We start from the raw sequence: 18,245 nt of genomic DNA, 5'->3' as shown, positions 1-18,245 counted from the left end.
CGAGATGGCAGAAATAACAGCCCTTATCCTGAATTTCCTCAAGGCCATCGGTAAATACCGTTGGCACGCAGTGATCATCACCTGGGTGGTGGCGCTGATCGGCTGGGCAATCGTGCTCAGGATGCCCAACCAGTACGAGACGACCGCCCGTGTCTACGTCGATACCCAGAGCATGCTCAAGCCCCTGCTGTCGGGCATGACCTCGCTGCCGAACCTGGACCAGCAGGTGATGTTCATGCGCCAGACCCTGATCAGCCGGCCGAACATCGAGAAGGTCATGCGCATGACCGACCTCGACGTCAAGGCGCGCACCGCCGACGAAAAGGAAAAGATGATCGACAACCTGATGTCGAAGATCACCCTGGCCGGCACCGAGCGCGACGACATCTACACCATCAGCTACAAGGCGACCGATCCCAAGCTGGGCAAGGATGTGGTGCAGTCGCTGCTGAGCATCTTCATGGAAGGCAGCTTCGGCGGCAAGAAGCAGGAATCGGACAAAGCTGTCCAGTTCATCGACGACCAGATCCGCAGCTATGAAGAGAAGCTGGCCGCCGCCGAGAACACGCTGAAAGAGTTCAAGATCAAGAACATGGGCCTGCTGCCGCGCGAAGGCGCAGACTTCGGCAGCAAGGTGGCGAGCGCCAACGACGCCCTGAGCCAGGCCCGCCTGGAGCTGGCCGAGGCCGAGCAGGCGCGCAATGCGATCCGCCGCCGCATGACCGGTGGCGGCAAGGACGGCGCGGGCCCGGTCGACCCGGAACTCGCGGAACGCATCGCTACCACGCAGAAGAACCTCGACACCCTGCGCCTGCAGTACACCGAGCAGCATCCCGACATCATCGCCACCAAGCGCCTGCTCGAGCAGCTGGAGGAGCGCAAGAAGGAAGACGCGAAGAAGGGCCGCCCTGACCCGAACCTTGCCGCCAGCCCGATGATGCAGCAGCTGAACGTGTCGCTGTCGGACGCCGAATCGCGTGTTGCCTCGCTGCGTGCCCGCGTCAACGAATACCAGCAGCGCGTCAACACCCTGCGCAACCAGAGCACCACCGCGCCGGAAGTCGAAGCCCAGCTGGCCCAGCTCAACCGCGACTACCAGGTCAACCGCGAGAACTACCAGCGCCTGGTCGAGCGCCGCGAGCAGGCGCGCCTGTCGGGCGACCTGTCCTCGGCCACCGACATCCTGAGCTTCCGCGTGATCGAGCCGCCGACGGCGCCGCTGGTGCCGACCGGTCCGAACCGTCCGGTGCTGTTCACCGCCGCCTTCATCGTTGCGCTGCTGGCCGGCCTGGCCAGCGCCTTCCTGATGAGCCAGTTCCGCCCGACCTTCCTGAGCCAGGCGGCCCTGCGTGAAGTGACCGGCGTGCCGATCCTCGGCACCATCAACATGCACTGGACCGATGACCAGAAGGTGCGCCGCAAGAAGCGCCTGTACGGCCTGGCCGCCACCGTGCTGCTCTTGATCGGCGTGTATGGCGTCGGCGTGGCGACGATGGTGGCCCGCCCGGGCCTGTAAGAATTCTAGGAGCGAATGTGAGCATTATCGAAAAAGCGGCAAGCCGCATTGACCACACCCGCAACACCGCGCCGGCCACCCCGGAGCATGCCCCGGCCAACATCCCGGCGCAGCTCCCGGCCGACCTCGAAGCCGAGATCCTCGCCCTGAGCCCGCAGGCTGCGCCGCACGCCAGCCCGGCGCCAGCGCCGCGTCCGGCGCCGATCGAGACCTTCGCGCCGACCCCGGCCGAAGCCGCGGCTGCGGCCCTTGCGTCGGGTACTTCGTCCGGCGCGGCAGCCCCCACGATGGCTTCCGCCGCGCCTGCCGCCTCGACGCAGGCTGCGGCCCAGGCACGCGCCACCCGCGGCGCGGCGCCGAAGCCGAACGCGCGCAAGGTCGACCTCGACCTGGTGCGCATGCGCGAAGCCGGCATGGTGACCGCCGCCAGCGGCCGCACCAGCCTGCTCGAGGACTTCCGCGTCATCAAGCGTCCGCTGCTCAAGCGTGCTTTTGGGGAAACCTCGGCGCCGGACCGTCCGAACAACCTGATCATGATCACCAGTTCGCTGCCGGGCGAAGGCAAGACCTATTGCGCGATCAACCTGGCGATGAGCATCGCCATGGAACTGGACCACACCGTGCTGCTGGTCGACGCCGACGTCGCCCGTCCCTCGGTGCTGCGCACGCTCGGCCTGCCGGCCCAGCGCGGCCTGATGGACATCCTGCTCGACGACAAGCTCGACCTGGCCGACGTCATGCTGCGCACCAACGTCGACACCCTCAGCATCCTGCCGGCCGGCACCAGCACGCCGCGCGCCACCGAGCTGCTGGCCAGCTCGACGATGAGCAACCTGGTCACCGAGATCGCGCACCGCTATCCGGACCGCGTCATCATCTTCGATTCGCCGCCGCTGCTGCTGACCAGCGAATCGCGCGTGCTGGCCGGCCACATGGGCCAGATCGTGGTGGTGGTCGAGGCCCAGACCACGACCCAGCACGCGGTCAAGGAATCGTTGCGCCAGCTGGAAGGCTGCAGCAACGTCAACCTCATCTACAACAAGGCCCGGGACATCCCCGGCATCGAAGAGACGTATGACTATCACTACGGCTAAGCGCTCGCGCCTGCCGCGCCCGCTGTGCCTGGCACCGATGGCGGCGGCGCTACTGGCGGCGCTTCCCGCCCACGCGGAACTGACCGTCACCCCGACGTTCAGCCTGAGCGAATCCTATACCGACAACGTCAACCTGCGTGACGACGGCAACAAGCGCTCGTCCTGGGTGACCGAAGCGGTGCCGGGAATCGACGTGAAGGCGAAAAGCGCACGGGTGGACTTCACCGCCAAGGCGCGCCTGTTCTACTACGACTATAGCGAGAAAAACGTGCCCGGCCTGCGCACCAGCGAGAAGCGCTACGATGCGAACGGCCGCGTCAACGTGATCGACGAATTGTTCTATGTGGACGCCAGCGCGGGCGCCAGCGCACGCAGCATCTCGGCCTTCGGTCCGCTGATCGAGGACGCCAACGGCAACCGCTACAGCGAAGACAACACCACCGACGTCAAGACCTGGCGCATCAGCCCTTACCTGACTCACCGTTTCGGCAGCTTCGCCTCCGGCACGCTGCGCTACAGCCACGACAGCGTCGACACCGGTTCGCGCAGCATCTTTGGCGACAGCACGTCCGATGGCGTCGCCTTCGACCTGATCAGCGGCCCAGGCTTTCGCAATGTCGGCTGGACCCTGCATTACGCGCGCCAGGAAATCGACAACGAAGGCTTCGGCGACTCCTCGATGCAGAATGCGATGCTGGGCCTGAACTACCGCGTGGCTCCGACGCTGGGCTTGACAGCCAACGTCGGCCACGACAAGTACGACTACCAGGCGCTGGGCGGACGCACCTCGGGCGTTAGCTGGTCGACTGGCTTCGCCTGGGCGCCATCGGCGCGCACCAGCGTGCAGATGTCGGTCGGGCGCCACTATCTCGGCAATACAGGCTCGCTCATGGCCCTGCACCGCAGCCGCCACAGCACCTGGCGGCTCGGCTACTCGGACGCCGTTACCACTACCCGCTCGCAGTTCTCGCTGCCGGCGGCGATCGACACCGCATCGATGCTCGACTCGCTGTTCGCGTCGTCGATCCCCGATCCGGTATTGCGACGCCAGGCGATCGAGGGCTATATACGCGCCGCCGGACTGCCGCCGACGCTGGCCGATACCATCAATTACCTGACCAACCGCTACATGCGCCAGAAGTTGCTGCAGGGTTCGGCCGCGTTCAACTGGCGTCACAGCAACGCCGTGCTGTCGGCCTACGCCAGCGGGCGTACCGCCCTGTCGTCGGCGGAAAGCGACAGCGAACTACTCGGCAGCCAGCTCAGCGCACTGAACGACAACGTGCGCCAGTACGGCCTGACTGCGGCCTATACCTACCGCCTGAGCGCGCGCTCTAACGCGCTCGTTTCGCTGTCGGCGACCCGGGCGCGCTCGATCGATACCGACCTCGAAAGCAAACAGAACTCGCTGCGACTCGGACTGACGCACAGCTTTGGCCGCTCGGTGCGCGGCACCCTCGAACTGCGCCGCACGGACGGCAACAGCGAAGTGCGGCGCCGCGACTACACCGAGAACGCCGTCGCAGCCACCCTGACGGTGCAGCTCTAAATACGGAGTGACACGATGTACGAAAGCTATTACGGACTCTCGGCCAAGCCCTTCCAGCTGCGCCCCGATCCCCATTTTTTCTTCGGCAGCAAGGGCCACAAGCGGGCCATGGCCTACCTGGAATACGGCCTGTCGCAGGGTGAAGGCTTCATCGTCATCACCGGCGAAGTCGGCGCCGGCAAGACCACGCTGGTGCGCAACCTGTTCAACAAGCTGCCATCGGACCAGATCGTCGCCGCCCACATCGTCAACACCCACCTCGATCCGGACGACACCCTGCGCATGGTGGTCTCGGGCTTCGGCCTGCCGTACGAAGGCGCGAGCAAGACCGACCTCCTGACCCGTCTCGAGCAGTTCCTGCGCGCGGTCGACCGCCAGGGCAAGCGCGCCCTGCTGGTCATCGACGAGGCCCAGAACCTGAAGCCGCAGACGGTCGAGGAACTGCGCATGCTGTCGAACTTCCAGACCGACGACAAGTCGCTGCTGCAGACCTTCCTGCTCGGCCAGCCGGAGTTCCGCGCCACCCTGCATAGCCCGACCATGCAGCAGCTGCGCCAGCGCGTGATCGCCAGCTACCACCTGGGCCCGATGGACGCCCAGGAAACCCGCGCCTACATCGAGCACCGCCTGCACACGGTGGGCTGGAACGGTGACCCGGCCTTCGACGACGGCGCCCATGCGGCGATCTTCGCCCACACCGGCGGCATCCCGCGCAAGACCAACACCCTGCTCGACCGCGTTCTGCTGATGGGCTACCTGGAAGAGCTGCACGAGTTCAACGAGGCCCACATCAAGACCGTCATCAGCGACATCAGCGAGGAATTCCAGCTGCCGACCGCGGTCGGCACGCCGGCTGCCGACACGCTGGGGGGCTCATTGGGTGGATCCTTGGGCGACGACGGCCTGGGCCAACTGCCCGGGCGCCGCGACAGCGCCGAGATGCTGGACGAACGCATGATGCGCCTCGAAAAATCGATCGTTTCGGTACTGTCGATCCTGAAAAAAATCGTCGCCACTCCGCAAGGAGCGCAGGCGGCCCAACACGTGGATACCCAGGAATGAGAATGCAGACTCCCGCAGCCCGGCCGCAGCGCCAGCCGGGCGAGCGCATCCGCAACGCCATGACCTGCGACGTCGAGGACTACTTCCAGGTCTCGGCCTTTGCGCCCTACATCAGCCGCGACAGCTGGCCGAAACGCGAGTGCCGCGTCGAAGCCAACATTGAGCGCATCCTGGCGCTGTTCGAGCGGCACGACGTAAAAGGGACGTTCTTCACCCTCGGCTGGATCGCCGAGCGTTATCCGGCGATGGTGCGCCGCATCGTCGCCGCCGGCCACGAACTGGCCAGCCACGGCTACGGCCACCTGCGCGCCTCGGACCAGAGCCGCGCCGAGTTCGACAACGACATCCGTTCCTCGAAAGCCCTGCTGGAAGACATCGGCGGCCAGCAAGTGATCGGCTACCGCGCGCCGAGCTTCTCGATCGGCCACGGCAACCTGTGGGCGCTGGAAGCGCTGACCGAAGCGGGCTACCGCTACAGCTCGAGCATCTACCCGATCCGCCACGACCACTACGGCATGCCCGACGCGCCGCGCTTCGCGTTCTATCCGAACGGTCCGGACGGCCTGCTGGAAATCCCGATCACGACCGTGGAACTGAAAGGCAGGAAGCTGCCGGCCGGCGGCGGCGGCTACTTCCGCCTGCTGCCCTACGCGCTGTCGCGCTGGATGGTCAAGCGCGTCAACGAGATGGATAAGGAGCCGGCCCTGTTCTACTTCCACCCGTGGGAAGTCGATCCCGGCCAGCCGCGTCCGGAGGGACTCGGCGCCAAGGCGCGCTTCCGCCACTACATCAACATCGAGCGCATGGAAGGGCGCATTGCCGCCCTCGCCCGCGATTTCGCGTGGGACCGCATGGACCGCATTTTCCTGGAACGGCCATGAATTCGATCATCGAGGGCGTACTGCAAAAGAAGGCGGCGGCGATTGCCGAGGCAGCCAAGCCGGACCTGCTGCTGCTGGTGCACCGCATCCCCTACCCGCCGAACAAGGGCGACAAGATCCGCTCGTATCACCTGCTGAAGCACCTGGCCGGCAAGTACCGCGTGCACTTGGCCACTTTTGTGGACGACGAGGACGACTGGCAGTACGTGCCGACGGTAGAGGCCCTGTGCGCCAGCAGCCATTTCGTGCGCCTGAATCCGACCCAGGGCAAGATCCGCAGCGCCAAGGCGCTTGCCAGCGGCAAGTCGCTGTCGCTGGGCTACTACCGCGACGCCGACATGAAGGCCTGGGTGGCGAAGACCATGCGCGAGCACGGCATCGCCCGTATCATGATGTTCTCGTCGGTGATGGCGCAATACGCCGAAGACTATCCGGCGGCGCGCCGCGTGATCGACTTCTGCGACGTCGACTCGGACAAATGGCGCCAGTACGCCGAAAAGAAGAAGTGGCCGATGAGCTGGGTCTACCGCCATGAGGCGCGCCACCTGCTCGACTACGAGCGCCGCGTGGCCGACCAGTTCGACGCCTCGCTGTTCGTGTCCGACCCGGAAGCCGAGCTGTTCCGCACCCTGGCGCCGGAAAGCCGCGCCAAGATCGGCTTCTTCAACAACGGCGTCGACACCGATTACTTCAGCCCGGACCGCGCCTACGACAACCCCTTCGAAGAAGGCGAGCAGGCGCTGGTGTTTACCGGCGCGATGGATTACTGGCCGAACGTCGACGCCGTCAAGTGGTTCGCCGCCAACGTGCTGCCGCGCGTACTCGAGGCCGTGCCGCAGGCGCGCTTCTACATCGTCGGCGCCCGTCCCGCGCCGGAAGTGCAGGCGCTGGCGAGCGACGCCATCGTCGTCACCGGCACCGTGCCCGACGTGCGGCCCTACCTCGCGCATTGCAAGGTCGCGGTGGCGCCGCTGCGCATCGCGCGCGGCATCCAGAACAAGGTGCTGGAAGCGATGGCGATGGCCAGGCCGGTAGTCGCATCTCCCCAGGCTTTCGAGGGCATCGACGCCGTCGAAGGCCGCGAGCTGCTGGTGGCCGACGCCCCGAACGACTACGCCGACAGCGTGATTGGCTTGCTGCGTTCGCCCCACCCGGCCATGGGCCGCGCCGCGCGCGCCAGCGTCGAGCGCCGCTACAGCTGGCCGGCCCATTTGTCCCAGATCGAAACGAGGTTCGAATGCTGATGAACGATACCCAGGCGCTCTCTGGCGCTGCGCGCGAGCGCATGTCGGTTCCGACCGTGGCCATCATCGTCGCGGCCCTGCTGGCCCCGCTCCTGCTGTACTGGAGCACTGCCGCCTCGATCGTCTCGGTGTGGAACAGCTCGGAAACCTTCGCCCACGGCTACGCGATCGCACCGATCAGCCTGTGGCTGATCTGGCGCCGGCGCGACGTCTTCTCGCGCATCCCGGTCGCGCCCTGGTGGCCGGCCCTGGTCCTGCTGGCCCTGTGCGGCGCCGGCTGGCTGGTGGCGCGCGCGGGCGAAGTCCAGGTCGTGATGCAGTATGCCTTTGTCGCGATGTTCCCGGTGCTGGCCCTGGCCCTGCTGGGACGCCGGCTGGCCGGCGCATTGACCTTCCCGCTGCTGTTCCTGCTGTTCGCCGTGCCCTTCGGTGAAGTCTTCGTCCAGCCCCTGATCAACTTCACCGCCGACTTCACGGTCGCCGCGGTGCGCGCGACCGGCATCCCGGTACTGCGCAATGGCACCATGTTCGAGCTGCCGACCGGGAACTGGTCGGTGGTCGAAGCCTGCAGCGGCGTGCGCTACCTGATTTCCTCGATCACCCTGGGCTGCCTGTACGCCTACCTGAGCTACCGCTCCTTCTGGCGCCGCGCCCTGTTCATCGGCCTGTCGATCGTGGTGCCGATCATCGCCAACGGCCTGCGCGCCTACATGATCGTGATGATCGGCCACACCAGCGACATGGCCCTGGCCACCGGCGTCGACCACCTGATCTACGGCTGGCTGTTCTTCGGCCTGGTCATGTTCATCATGTTCTGGATCGGCAGCTACTGGAGAGAGGACGAAGTGCCGGCGGTCCCGGCCTCCGCGGCTGCCAGCGCGGTTTCCACTTCGCCCACGCCTTCCCGCCCGGTCCTGGGCGCCGCCATCGCCGCCGTGCTGGTCTGCGCGGCCTGGCCGGCACTGGCCATCCTCAGCGACAAGGCGGCCCACAACCCGGCGCCGGTCGAACTGGACGGCAAGGGCCTGGTGTCGCGCCCGACCGGCATGCCGACCTGGAGCCCGAACTACATGGCCCCGGACGCCACCCTGAAGGGCGCCTACACGGCCGCCGGCGCCCCCGTGGAGCTGAACGTGCTGTACTACCGCAACCAGGGTCCGGACAAGCGCCTGATCAGCTCCGTGAACCGCGTCGACAACCGCAAGGAGGGCTTCCAGCACGTGGCTTCGAGCGTGCGCACCGAGGAGATCGGCGGCCGCCAGCTGAAACTGCGCGAGACCCGCGTCAAGGGCCCGCAGGGCAACTACCTGGTCTGGCACTGGAACTGGGTCGACGGCCGCTTCACGGCCAACGACTACATCGGCAAGCTGTGGCAGGCCCAGGCCAAACTGATGATGCACGGCGACGACGGCGCGGCCCTGATGGTGGCCACCCCGGTCGGCGAACATCCGGACACCGCGCGCGCCGCGCTGCGCGCCTTCCTCGGCGCCAACCTGGCGCCGCTGGAAGCAACGCTCGAGGCGGCACGGGGTAAGTAAGATGGCAGTAACGAAGAACCGGCCGGCGGACATTCCGCTGGTCGTGCACCTGATCTACCGGCTCGACTTCGGCGGGCTGGAAACCCTGCTGGTCGACTGCATCAACCACATGCCGCCCGAGCGCTACCGCCACGCCATCGTCTGCCTGACCGGCTACACGGACTTTGCCGACAAGATCACGCGGCCGGGCGTCGCACTGTATGCGCTCGACAAGCAGCCGGGCCTGGGGCTGGGCATCCACGTCAAACTGTTCAAGCTGCTGCGCCAGTTGCGCCCGGCCGTGCTGCACACCTATAACTTCGCCTGCGCCGAGTATGCCGCGCCGGCCTGGCTGGCCGGCGTGCCGGTGCGCGTGCACGCCGAGCACGGACGCGACGCCAGCGACCCGCAGGGCCTCAACCGCAAGCACAACTTCCTGCGCCGCGCCCTGGTCCCCTTCATCGACCGCTACGTGCCGGTCTCGCACGACCTGCACCGCTGGCTGAAGGACGTGGTCGGAATCCCGGCGCCAAAGGCCGAACTGATCATGAACGGCGTCGACACGGTGCGCTTCGCACCGCAGCTGCCGGCGGCGGCAACGCCGTGGGCCGGCGAGGATGTGTTCGTCATCGGCACCGTCGGCCGCCTGCAGGACGTGAAGGACCAGGCCTCGCTGATCGAAGCGTTCGCGCTGCTGTGCGCGCGCCGTCCCGAACAGCGTGCGCGCCTGCGCCTGGCGATCGTCGGCGACGGTCCGCTACGCGACAAGCTGGCGCAGAAAGCGCAGGACGCCGGGGTGCTTGAGCTGACCTGGTTCCCCGGCGCGCGCAACGACATCCCCGAACTCATGCGCTCCTTCGACGTGTTCGCCCTGTCCTCGATCGCCGAGGGTACGCCGGTCACGCTGCTGGAGGCCATGGCCTGCGGCCTGCCGGTGGTGGCGACGAAAGTCGGCGGCATCCCGGAAGTGGTGCAGGACGGCGTCAACGGCGCCCTGGTCCCGGCCAGCAATCCGCAGGCGCTGGCCGAGGCGCTGGACCTGTACGCAGCAGATCCTGCCCGCGTCGGCGCGCATGGCGCGGCGGCCCGTCTCAACATCGAACGCCATTACAGCGTTGCCGCGATGGTCGGTGCCTACACGGCGCTGTACGACCGCCTGAGCAACACCAAGACAACCCCCAGAGGAATTACTGAACCATGTGCGGAATAGTTGGCATTTTTGACCCGCGCGGCACGCGCGCATTCGACCGCGGCGTCCTCGAACGGATGAACCAGACCCAGTTCCACCGCGGTCCGGTCGAGGGCGACGTCTATTTGGAACCGGGCGTGGGCTTCGGCCACCGCCGCCTGTCGATCATCGACCTGGCGGCCGGCCAGCAGCCGCTGTTCAACGAAGACCACACGGTCGTCGTCGTGTTCAACGGCGAGATCTACAACTTCCGCGAACTCACAAAAGAGCTCACGGCGCTGGGCCACACCTTCCGCACGCACTCGGACACCGAGACCATCGTGCACGCCTGGGAGCAGTGGGGAGAAGACTGCGTCAAGCACCTGCGCGGCATGTTCGCCTTTGCGATCTGGGACCGCAACAAGAAGGTCTTTTTTGTGGCGCGCGACCACATCGGCGTCAAGCCGCTGCACTACGCCTTCCTGCCGGACGGCACCTTTATCTTCGGCTCGGAACTGAAAGCCCTGCTGTCCTTCCCGGAACTGCCGCGCGTGATCGAGCCGCGCGCTGTCGAGGAATATTTTGCCTACGGCTATGTGCCGGAACCGCGCACCATCTTCAAGGACGCTTTCAAACTCGAGCCGGGTTACTCGCTGACGCTGAAGGTCGGTTCCAACGCCGCCAACGCGAAGCCGCGGCGCTGGTGGGACGTGCCGTTCACGCCGCACGGCGCGATGAGCGAACAGCAGATGGAAGAAGAACTCATCGTGCGCCTGCGCGAATCGGTCGAGAGCCAGATGGAAGCCGAAGTGCCGCTGGGCGCCTTCCTGTCCGGCGGCGTCGACTCGAGCGCGATCGTGGCGATGATGGCCGGCCTGTCGAAAGAGCCGGTGAACACCTGCTCGATCGCCTTCAACGACCCCGCCTTCGACGAATCGACCTATGCGCGCCAGGTGGCCGAGCAGTACAAGACCCGCCACCAGTGCGAGACCGTCGACAAGGACGACTACGGCCTGGTCGACCTGCTGGCCGGCCTGTACGACGAACCCTATGCCGACAGCTCGGCGATCCCGACCTACCGGGTGTGCGAGCTGGCGAGAAAACGCGTGACCGTGGCCCTGTCGGGCGACGGCGGCGACGAGAATTTTGCGGGCTACCGCCGCTACCGCATGGCGATGGGCGAGCAGCAGGTACGCTCGATGCTGCCGCTCGCGCTGCGCAAACCCGTATTCGGCTTCCTCGGCAAAGCCTATCCCAAGGCCGACTGGGCGCCGCGCATCTTCCGCGCCAAGACGACATTCGAAGCGCTGGCGCGCGACCTGGTCGACGGCTACTTCCACGGCGTGTCGATCCTGGTCGACCGTGTGCGGGATCAGTTATTCTCGGAATCCTTCCGCAGCCAGCTGCAGGGCTATCGCGCGGTCGAGGTAATGCGCGGCCACGCCGCCAATGCGCCGACCGACGATCCGCTCTCGATCACCCAGTACGTGGACATGAAGACCTACCTGCCGGGCGACATCCTGACCAAGGTCGACCGCGCCAGCATGGCGCATGCGCTCGAAGTGCGCGTGCCGCTGCTGGACCACAAGTTCGTCGAGTGGGTCTCGGGCCTGCCGTCGTCCTCCAAGCTGCGCAACGGCGAAGGCAAGCACATCTTCAAGAAGGCGCTCGAGCCCTACCTGTCGCACGACATCCTGTACCGCAAGAAAATGGGCTTCTCGATCCCGCTTGCCTCCTGGCTGCGCGGTCCGCTGCGCGACGCCATGAAGGCCGCGGTGCTGAACCCGATGCTGCTCGACACCGGCATCTTCAACCGCCACTACCTGCAGCGCATGGTCGACGAACACCTGGCCGGCACCAAGGACCACAGCACCGCGCTGTGGGCCGTGCTGATGTTCGAAGCCTTCCTGCGCAAGAACGGCGCCACCGGCGCCACCAGTACCAACAGCAGCATCGGCGCGGCCAGCCCCCTGATCGCCAGCGCAGCATAACGGAGCAATACATGCGTGTCCTTCACGTCCTCGACCATTCGATCCCGCTGCACAGCGGCTATACCTTCCGTACCGCCTCGATCCTGCGCGAGCAGCGCGCGCTGGGCTGGGAAACCTTCCACGTCACCGGCGCCAAGCACCAGGGCGGCAACGACCTGCTCGAAGAAACCGCCGATGGCCTGCACTTCTACCGCACGCCAAGGTCCAACAGCGCGCTGGCGAAGATGCCGGTGCTGAACCAATTGGAGGTCATCCGCGGCCTGGAAAAGCGCCTGCTCGAGATCATCCCCAAGATCAAGCCCGATGTCCTGCACGCTCACTCGCCCTGCCTGAACGCGATCGCCGCCCTGCGCGCCGGCCGCAAGTTCGGCATCCCGGTGGTCTACGAGGTGCGCGCCTTCTGGGAAGACGCCGCGGTCGACCACGGCACCAGCACCGAGAACGGCCTGCGCTACAAGCTCACGCGCGGCCTGGAAACCTATGCCCTCAAGCGCGCCGATGCCGTCACCACGATCTGCGAAGGCCTGCGCGGCGACATCGTCGCGCGCGGCATCCCGGCTTCAAAAGTAACGGTGATCCCGAACGCGGTCGACATCGACAAGTTTGCCGTCGGCGGCCAGGCCGACATGGACCTCAAACGCAAGCTCGGCCTGGAACAGAACCGCCTGATCGGCTTCATCGGTTCCTTCTACGCCTACGAGGGGCTGGACGTGCTGCTGCGCGCGGTGCCGGCGCTCTCCCAGCGCCACCCCGACCTGCGCGTGCTGCTGGTCGGCGGCGGTCCGCAGGACACCAACCTGCGCCAGCAGGCGAAAGACCTGGGCATCGCCGACAAGGTCGTGTTCACCGGCCGCGTGCCGCACGACCAGGTTCAAAGGTACTACGACCTGCTCGACGTGCTGGTTTATCCGCGCCTGTCGATGCGCCTGACCGACCTGGTCACCCCACTGAAACCCCTGGAAGCGATGGCCCAGGGCCGTATTTTGGCGGCCTCGAGCGTGGGCGGCCACCGTGAGCTGATCGTCGATGGCAAGACCGGTGTGCTGTTCGCACCGGACGACCCGGCCTCCCTGGCTGCCAAGGTCGGCGACCTGCTCGACGCGCAGATGCTGTGGCCGGCGCTGCGCTCGGCCGGACGCGCCTACGTGGAAACCGAACGCAACTGGCCGGTAAGCGTGTCGCGCTACAAGAACATCTACGGCCAGGTCACCGGATTGAAGGCTGCATGAAGATCCTGACCTTCAGTACCCTGTTCCCGAACAGCGAAAAGCCCGGACACGGCATTTTCGTCGAAACGCGCCTGCGCCACCTGGTCGCCAGCGGCCGGGTGCAATCGCGCGTAGTGGCGCCGATTCCCTGGTTCCCCTCGACCAATCCGCGCTTCGGCAACTACGCGCGCTTCGCGAAAGCGCCGCGCCATGAAGTGCGCCACGGGATCGCCGTGGACCATCCGCGCTATCCGGTGCTGCCCAAGGTCGGCATGAGCATCGCGCCCTTCCTGCTGGCCCAGGCCGTGAAGCCGGCGATCGGGCGCCTGATCGACGAGGGCTACGACTTCGACCTGATCGACGCCCATTACTTCTACCCCGACGGCGTGGCCGCCGCCATGCTGGCGCGCCACTTCAACAAGCCGCTGGTGATCACCGCGCGCGGCTCGGACATCACCCTGTTCCCGAGCTACGCCCTGCCGCGCCGCCAGATCCTGTGGGCGGCGCGCCGTGCCGACGCCATCATCACGGTCTGCAATGCGTTGCGCGACGAAGTGGTGACGATGGGGATAGCCGCCGAGCGCGTGGTCTCGCTGCGCAACGGCGTCGACCTGCAACTGTTCCGCCCGATCGAGCGCAGCCCGAACCCGATGTTCACGCTGCTGGCGGTGGGCCACCTGGTGCCGGTCAAGGCCCAGGACCTGATCATCGGCGCCCTGCCGCTGCTGCCCGGCGTGCGCCTGGTGCTGGCCGGCGACGGCCCGGACCGCGCCAAGCTGGAAAACCTGGCGCGCGAACTGAAGGTGACGGACCGCGTGACCTTCCTGGGCGCGGTGCCGCAGGCCCAGCTGCGCGGCCACTACGGCGCCGCCGACGCGCTGGTGCTCTCGTCCAGCCGCGAAGGCTGGGCCAACGTGCTGCTCGAGGCCATGGCCTGCGGCACCCCGGTGGTCGCCAGCCGCGTCTACGGCACGCCGGAAGTGGTGGCCGCGCCGGAAGCAGGCGTGCTGATGCGCGAACGCAGCTACCAGGGCGTGGCGGACGCCGTCACGCTTCTCCGCGCCAACTACCCGGACCGCGCGGCGACGCGCCGCTATGCCGAGCGCTTCAGCTGGGATGACACGACCGAAGGCCAGATCCGCCTGTTCGAGTCGCTGCTGAGCGTACCCTGCGGGCACCCGTCGCTCGCTTAACTTGACAGGTTCAACACAATGGAATCCTTACTGTGGGCGCTTAACTTGATGGCGGTGGTCTATCTCTGCTTCTGGGCCGTCCGGAAAGACAAATTGAAAGCGAAGGAAAAACGGGAAGGAGAACGCGACCATGCGTGACGTGTTTATGCTCCTGGTGCTGGTCCCGATGCTGTATGCGATGGTGCAGCGGCCCTTTATCGCAGTCGGCATGTGGCTCTGGACCGCGCTGTTCTTTCCCAACGCCTGGGTCTACAGCATCGCCAAAGTGCCGCGCTATAACCTGCTGTTCGCAGCCGTGGCCATCCTCGGCTACCTCGCTTGGAAGGAAAAGCCGAAGATCAAACTGACCAGGTTGGGCGCCGCCATCCTGCTGTTCTTCGCCTGGGCGACCATCAGTACCACGACCTCGATCGGCAACCCCGACTGGTCGTGGATGATCTGGCAACGTTTCTGGAAAATGATCGCGCTGTTCGTCATCATCGTCATGGTCATCAAGGACAAGCTGCACTTGGACTTCGTTCTCTGGTGTGTCGTGTTCTCGGTCGGTTTTTATGCCGACCTGGAAGCGCTGAAGTTCCTAGTCAGCGGCGGCGGCCATAACATCGTCGGACTGCCCGGTCATGTCCTGGGCGACCGCAACGAACTGTCGCTGGCCTTTGTCATGACCCTGCCGATCTGCTACTACCTCTGGACCGAGTATGGCAAGCAGTCCCGCATCCTCAGCCTGGGTCTGCTCGGCACCATGGCGATGCTGGTCATCGGTGTCATCGGCACACAGTCGCGCGGCGGCTTCATTGCCTTGCTGGTGCTCGGAGGCTACATGTACTTGAAGAGCGACCGCAAGGTGCTGCTGACGGTCCTGATCATCCTGCTCGCCATCGGCATGTCGTACATGGTTTCCGACAACTGGACCGCTCGTATGGAAACGATCCAATCAGCCGACGAGGACAACTCCTTCATGACCCGGGTGGTGGCGTGGAAGCTCAGCTTCATCATGGCCATGCAGCATCCATTCTTCGGGGGCGGCTTCAAGTCGCTCGAGTACTTCCCGGTCTGGTCGCAGCTGTCGAAGGATTTCTTCTCCTATCCCTGGTTCTATACCGGTCACGCGCTGCCGAACGGCACGGTCGGCCGCGCCGCCCATAGCATCTACTTCCAGGTGCTCGGCGACCACGGGTTCGGCGGCCTGGCGCTATACCTGAGCTGCCTGGTCGGCGGCTTCCTGAAAGCTGGATCGGTTGCCCGCCGTGCCCGCAAGATCGGCGCGCCGGACTGGTTGCCAACCGCGGCCACCATGCTGCAGCTGAGCCTTTTCGCGTTCGCCGTCGGTGGCGCCGCGCTCAGCCTGGCCTACTTCGACCTGCTGTTCGCGCTGTTCGGCCTGATAGTGGTGATGGAAACGCGCCTGCTACCCGTCTTCGTGCCGCAAGCCGTACGCGCCGCAGCGCCCACCGCGGTGCGCACTGTTCGGCCGAGCGACGCACTGGCCCCGTACCCAGAAGGAGCGCGGCAGTTCTGATGAAGCGACCAAAACAACATAACTGGCTCAGCGCGGCGTTGCTGCGCGCCACCGGCAGCGTCATCGCCGGCCTCTCGAAGCACCGCAGCCTTGCGGTCGTCAATTATCACCGCGTGCTGGCCCGTCCCGACCCCGTGCTCGAGAGCGAGCCCGACGTCGCGACCTTTCATTGGCAGATGGCGCTGCTGGCCGACTGCTTCAACGTCATGCCCCTGTATGACGCGCTGCGCGCGCTCGACGAGGGGCGGCTGCCGCCGCGCACCGTCTGCATCACTTTCGACGACGGCTACCGCTCGGTGCACGACCTGGCGCTGCCGATCCTGCGCGAATTCAACCTGCCGGCGACGGTGTTCGTCACCAGTGGCTACGTCGGCGCCGATGCCGGCAACATGTGGAACGACCGCATCATCCACGCGGTGCAAGCGCTACCGGCCGGGACGCTGGACCTGACGGAGCTCGGCCTGGAGCGTTATCCACTGAGCTCGCCACAGTTGCGCAAGCAGACCACCGCGCGCCTGATCGAGACCGGCAAGTACCTGCCTCCCGATGCGCGCGAAGCGCTGGTCGAACGCCTCGACCGCATGAGCGGGATCGACCACAACGCGCTCATGCTCACGCCCGACATGCTGGCCAATCTCGATGCCAACGGCGTCGAGATCGGCGCGCATACAGTATCGCATCCGATTCTCACCAGCCTGGACGATGACAGCGCACGCTTCGAGATCTCCGCCGGCAAGGCCCAGCTGGAAAAACTCATCGGCAAGCCAGTGCGTCTGTTCGCCTACCCCAACGGGAAGGTCGGCAAGGACTTCGACGCTCGCCATGTCGATATGGTGCGGCAGGCCGGCTTCTTCGCCGCTTTCACCACCGCCGTGGGCGCAATCACGGGCGACCAGGACCGGTTCCAGCTGCCGCGCAGCCGGCCCTGGGACCGTATCCCCTTCCGCTTCGGCCTGCGCCTCCTGAGCTGGATGGCGCTCGGCAACCGGCAACCACGATGAGTAACAAGGAACACACCATGCACAAACGTGCACTGATGATCGCATTTCATTTTCCACCTCAGGCGGCCAGCAGCGGCATCCAGCGCACCCTGAGTTTTTCGCGCAATCTCGGCAAGCACGGCTGGGAGCCGCTGGTCCTGTCGGCCCACCCGCGCGCCTATTCCGCACAAAACCCCTCACAGCTGGCAAGCGTGCCACCCAGCCTGGTGGTCAAGCGCGCCTTCGCGCTCGACGCCAAGACGCACATGGGTTACAAGGGCCGCTATCCGGACGCACTGGCGCTGCCCGACCGTTGGGTCTCGTGGTGGTTCGCTGCCGTTCCTTCAGGCCTGGGGCTGATCCGCCGCCACAAACCGCGCCTGATCTGGTCGACCTTCCCGATCGGCACTGCGCACCTGATCGGACTGACCTTGCACCGCCTGACCGGCCTGCCCTGGGTCGCCGACTTCCGCGATCCGATGCTGCAGCCGTCTTACCCAACCCAGAAACTGCAGCGGAAAATATTCGCCTGGATCGAGCGCCAGACGATCCAGCGCTGCAGCCGCGCCGTATTCACGACCCACAGCGCGATGCAGGTGTACCGCGAACGCTATCCCGAGCTGCCGCAGAAAAAATTCGTCGTGATCGAGAACGGCTACGATGAGGATGGCTTCCGCGGCGAAGCGCTGCCGGCGCCCGCCGCGGCGCCTCAGCGCCTGACGCTGCTGCACAGCGGCGTCCTCTACCAGAACGGGCGAGATCCCTCGGCCTTCCTGCAGGCGCTGGCGCAGCTGCGCGAAGCCGGCCGCATCGACAGCAGCAAGGTGCGCGTCGTGCTGCGTGCACCCGGCAGCATGGACGGCACGCGCAAGCTGGTGACGCGCTACGGCGTCGAGGACCTGGTCGAGGTGGCGCCGCCAGTACCCTACAGCGAGGCGCTCAAGGAAATGCTGGGCGCCGACGGCCTGATGATTTTCCAGGGCACGCCTTTCAATAACCAGATCCCGGCCAAGATCTACGAGTACTTCCGCGCACGCAAGCCGATCCTCGGCCTGGTTGACACGGCCGGCGAGACCGCGCGCGTGCTGCGCGCCGGCGGCTTCCACGACCTGGCGCAGATGGACGACAGCGCCGACGTCGCGCGCGTGCTCGACGGCTTCACCACGCGTATCCGCAGCGGGCAGGCGCACATCGCCAGCGAAGCGCTGGTGGCGGCCTCTTCGCGCGCGCACCGCGCCAGCGAACTGGCGACGGTATTCGACAGCGTGACCGGCGGCTGAAGCCGGATCGCAGAATAGGAAAACGGCGTGCCATGCACGCCGT

General features: G+C 66.1%; 14 protein-coding genes. All 14 read left to right on the top strand.

Features of this window, described 5'->3' with window-relative positions; genetic code table 11:
* Positions 1–70: 70 nt before the first annotated feature.
* The 14 genes from ACSUZJ_RS01915 to ACSUZJ_RS01850 all read left to right on the top strand — a co-directional run bounded on the left by ACSUZJ_RS01915 (position 71) and on the right by ACSUZJ_RS01850 (position 18,202).
* Complete coding sequence (locus ACSUZJ_RS01915; protein ID WP_499412802.1) at positions 71–1,516, top strand: XrtA system polysaccharide chain length determinant; 1,446 nt, start codon at positions 71–73, stop codon at positions 1,514–1,516.
* A 17-nt stretch (positions 1,517–1,533) separates the two neighbouring features.
* Entirely contained in the window at positions 1,534–2,610 is a 1,077-nt protein-coding gene (locus ACSUZJ_RS01910; RefSeq protein WP_499412800.1) for an XrtA-associated tyrosine autokinase, read from the top strand.
* Positions 2,591–4,159, top strand: coding sequence for a TIGR03016 family PEP-CTERM system-associated outer membrane protein (locus tag ACSUZJ_RS01905; RefSeq protein ID WP_499412798.1), 1,569 nt, complete (start codon positions 2,591–2,593; stop codon positions 4,157–4,159). Before ACSUZJ_RS01910 ends, ACSUZJ_RS01905 begins: the two co-directional genes overlap by 20 nt.
* A gap of 15 nt (positions 4,160–4,174) precedes the next feature.
* The gene (locus ACSUZJ_RS01900; RefSeq protein ID WP_499412796.1) at positions 4,175–5,221 is read left to right on the top strand and encodes an XrtA/PEP-CTERM system-associated ATPase; all 1,047 of its coding nucleotides are present in this window, start codon (positions 4,175–4,177) and stop codon (positions 5,219–5,221) included.
* Positions 5,218–6,102 carry an XrtA system polysaccharide deacetylase gene (locus ACSUZJ_RS01895; RefSeq protein WP_499412794.1) on the top strand — a complete coding sequence of 295 codons (885 nt, stop codon included), beginning with the start codon at positions 5,218–5,220 and terminating at the stop codon, positions 6,100–6,102. The genes ACSUZJ_RS01900 and ACSUZJ_RS01895 overlap by 4 nt, the downstream gene beginning before the upstream one ends.
* The gene (locus ACSUZJ_RS01890) at positions 6,099–7,346 is read left to right on the top strand and encodes a TIGR03087 family PEP-CTERM/XrtA system glycosyltransferase (protein ID WP_499412792.1); all 1,248 of its coding nucleotides are present in this window, start codon (positions 6,099–6,101) and stop codon (positions 7,344–7,346) included. The genes ACSUZJ_RS01895 and ACSUZJ_RS01890 overlap by 4 nt, the downstream gene beginning before the upstream one ends.
* Positions 7,340–8,884 (top strand): exosortase A, encoded by a 1,545-nt coding sequence (xrtA, locus tag ACSUZJ_RS01885; protein ID WP_499412790.1) that lies wholly within the window; start codon positions 7,340–7,342, stop codon positions 8,882–8,884. Before ACSUZJ_RS01890 ends, xrtA begins: the two co-directional genes overlap by 7 nt.
* A 1-nt stretch (position 8,885) precedes the next feature.
* Positions 8,886–10,073 carry a TIGR03088 family PEP-CTERM/XrtA system glycosyltransferase gene (locus ACSUZJ_RS01880; protein ID WP_499412788.1) on the top strand — a complete coding sequence of 396 codons (1,188 nt, stop codon included), beginning with the start codon at positions 8,886–8,888 and terminating at the stop codon, positions 10,071–10,073.
* Positions 10,061–12,022, top strand: a complete 1,962-nt coding sequence (locus tag ACSUZJ_RS01875; RefSeq protein ID WP_499412786.1) for an XrtA/PEP-CTERM system amidotransferase — start codon at positions 10,061–10,063, stop codon at positions 12,020–12,022. Before ACSUZJ_RS01880 ends, ACSUZJ_RS01875 begins: the two co-directional genes overlap by 13 nt.
* 11 nt (positions 12,023–12,033) lie before the next feature.
* Complete coding sequence (locus ACSUZJ_RS01870) at positions 12,034–13,251, top strand: TIGR04063 family PEP-CTERM/XrtA system glycosyltransferase (protein ID WP_499412784.1); 1,218 nt, start codon at positions 12,034–12,036, stop codon at positions 13,249–13,251.
* On the top strand, positions 13,248–14,423 hold the full coding sequence (locus ACSUZJ_RS01865; protein WP_499412782.1) for a glycosyltransferase family 4 protein: 1,176 nt from the start codon (positions 13,248–13,250) through the stop codon (positions 14,421–14,423). Before ACSUZJ_RS01870 ends, ACSUZJ_RS01865 begins: the two co-directional genes overlap by 4 nt.
* 130 nt (positions 14,424–14,553) lie before the next feature.
* On the top strand, positions 14,554–15,942 hold the full coding sequence (locus ACSUZJ_RS01860; protein WP_499412780.1) for a putative O-glycosylation ligase, exosortase A system-associated: 1,389 nt from the start codon (positions 14,554–14,556) through the stop codon (positions 15,940–15,942).
* Complete coding sequence (locus tag ACSUZJ_RS01855; RefSeq protein ID WP_499412778.1) at positions 15,942–16,943, top strand: polysaccharide deacetylase family protein; 1,002 nt, start codon at positions 15,942–15,944, stop codon at positions 16,941–16,943. Before ACSUZJ_RS01860 ends, ACSUZJ_RS01855 begins: the two co-directional genes overlap by 1 nt.
* A gap of 17 nt (positions 16,944–16,960) precedes the next feature.
* Positions 16,961–18,202, top strand: a complete 1,242-nt coding sequence (locus ACSUZJ_RS01850) for a glycosyltransferase (RefSeq protein ID WP_499412776.1) — start codon at positions 16,961–16,963, stop codon at positions 18,200–18,202.
* Positions 18,203–18,245 lie beyond the last annotated feature (43 nt).

Source organism: Telluria sp. B2, from assembly GCF_051789535.1.
Lineage (GTDB): Bacteria > Pseudomonadota > Gammaproteobacteria > Burkholderiales > Burkholderiaceae_D > Telluria.
This window is presented reverse-complemented; position numbering and strand designations above follow the sequence as displayed.

Coding starts and splice junctions, on each gene's coding strand:
- ACSUZJ_RS01905 (WP_499412798.1), top strand. CDS start 2,591: ATGACTATCACTACGGCTAAGCGCTCGCGCCTGCCGCGCCCGCTGTGC.
- ACSUZJ_RS01900 (WP_499412796.1), top strand. CDS start 4,175: ATGTACGAAAGCTATTACGGACTCTCGGCCAAGCCCTTCCAGCTGCGC.
- ACSUZJ_RS01895 (WP_499412794.1), top strand. CDS start 5,218: ATGAGAATGCAGACTCCCGCAGCCCGGCCGCAGCGCCAGCCGGGCGAG.
- ACSUZJ_RS01890 (WP_499412792.1), top strand. CDS start 6,099: ATGAATTCGATCATCGAGGGCGTACTGCAAAAGAAGGCGGCGGCGATT.
- xrtA (WP_499412790.1), top strand. CDS start 7,340: ATGCTGATGAACGATACCCAGGCGCTCTCTGGCGCTGCGCGCGAGCGC.
- ACSUZJ_RS01880 (WP_499412788.1), top strand. CDS start 8,886: ATGGCAGTAACGAAGAACCGGCCGGCGGACATTCCGCTGGTCGTGCAC.
- ACSUZJ_RS01875 (WP_499412786.1), top strand. CDS start 10,061: ATGTGCGGAATAGTTGGCATTTTTGACCCGCGCGGCACGCGCGCATTC.
- ACSUZJ_RS01870 (WP_499412784.1), top strand. CDS start 12,034: ATGCGTGTCCTTCACGTCCTCGACCATTCGATCCCGCTGCACAGCGGC.
- ACSUZJ_RS01865 (WP_499412782.1), top strand. CDS start 13,248: ATGAAGATCCTGACCTTCAGTACCCTGTTCCCGAACAGCGAAAAGCCC.
- ACSUZJ_RS01860 (WP_499412780.1), top strand. CDS start 14,554: ATGCGTGACGTGTTTATGCTCCTGGTGCTGGTCCCGATGCTGTATGCG.
- ACSUZJ_RS01855 (WP_499412778.1), top strand. CDS start 15,942: ATGAAGCGACCAAAACAACATAACTGGCTCAGCGCGGCGTTGCTGCGC.
- ACSUZJ_RS01850 (WP_499412776.1), top strand. CDS start 16,961: ATGCACAAACGTGCACTGATGATCGCATTTCATTTTCCACCTCAGGCG.